The following is a 1,103-nucleotide window of genomic DNA, read 5'->3' on the forward strand; positions in this document are numbered from 1 at the left end:
TACTCAGGCTCTGGCGGATCGCAGGCTACAGACAAAGTCTTTCGATATTCAGGGCAATAAACATGTGGAGTTTACCTCGAGTGAGGTCATGGTTCAGCCAACTTTAGGTGATGACCAGCAGCCAATACCGAAATCTTTTACAACCACTTACCCTGATCGTACTCAAGTCAGAGCAGACTATGGCGTTCCTTCGGAAGGCTTTACAGACATTCTTTCTGGCATCAAGGGTGGCGTTTCCAGTGTTGATCTGTTTGAAACCGACGACAATGACTTTGCCCGGAAGTACACCAAAGTCCTGAAAGTCGGTAATGAAGGGATCTTCAGGTTCACCCATAACCTTGCAGAAAAAAAACTGGTCATTGAAGTCAGAGACGGAATGACCGATCAGGATTCCATTGAGGCTATTCGAAATCAATCTGGTGACATCCAACCATTAGATCCGTTAACAAAAATCGCCAGACCCGAACAACTGGCCGGATTACTGAAGGGTGCCAATGAAAGAGCAGGAAACCTTGGTGAAGTTGATAACTATGTCGCCCTTGCCACCGTTTCAGTAGACGAAGTTGAAGTGAATGGGCGCACCTTCATGCGTCTTGTCGCTGCTGCCGATGAGCCTCCCGAGTTACAGCGTCTTGGTCAATCACTCTTTATCAATGATGAAGCGCTTCTGGCGGCAGCCACCTCTGCCTATACGCAGGTTCATATTCTGAAAGACGATTTACAACAGAAAGCTCTGAACGAGCTGTTGTCCTGTCATAAACCCGTCGGCTATGTTGTTCACGTCGGGGATGAGACACAGATTTATCCTCTGCCTGCGGGTTATCCAAAGCTGGAAGTGGATCAGGTTTCGGGGGAAATGATTGTTTTCCGTCGTCAGAAACAGAATCCCACCGATATTGCCTTTGTGGAAAGCCACTATGATCTCTGGAAACAATTTAAAGACCACAGGACACAGGTTAATACCGCAGATGCCGCAAAAGCTCGCAACGCTCATGCGGCGGCAGTACTGGGTATGAATGACTGGGATGATACCTGGTCACTGGAAGAACAAGCCAGACTCCTCAGAAAGAAAATTGATGAAATGAACCGATCGGTGGCCGCAA

1 protein-coding gene is annotated in these 1,103 nt (G+C 47.9%); it reads left to right on the forward strand.

The window, feature by feature from the left end; translation table 11 throughout:
- Positions 1-1,103: hypothetical protein (locus tag KBW69_RS23425; protein ID WP_257282549.1), on the forward strand; the 1,103-nt coding region annotated here is incomplete at both ends.

The organism is Endozoicomonas sp. ISHI1 (assembly GCF_024606225.1).
GTDB lineage: Bacteria > Pseudomonadota > Gammaproteobacteria > Pseudomonadales > Endozoicomonadaceae > Endozoicomonas_A.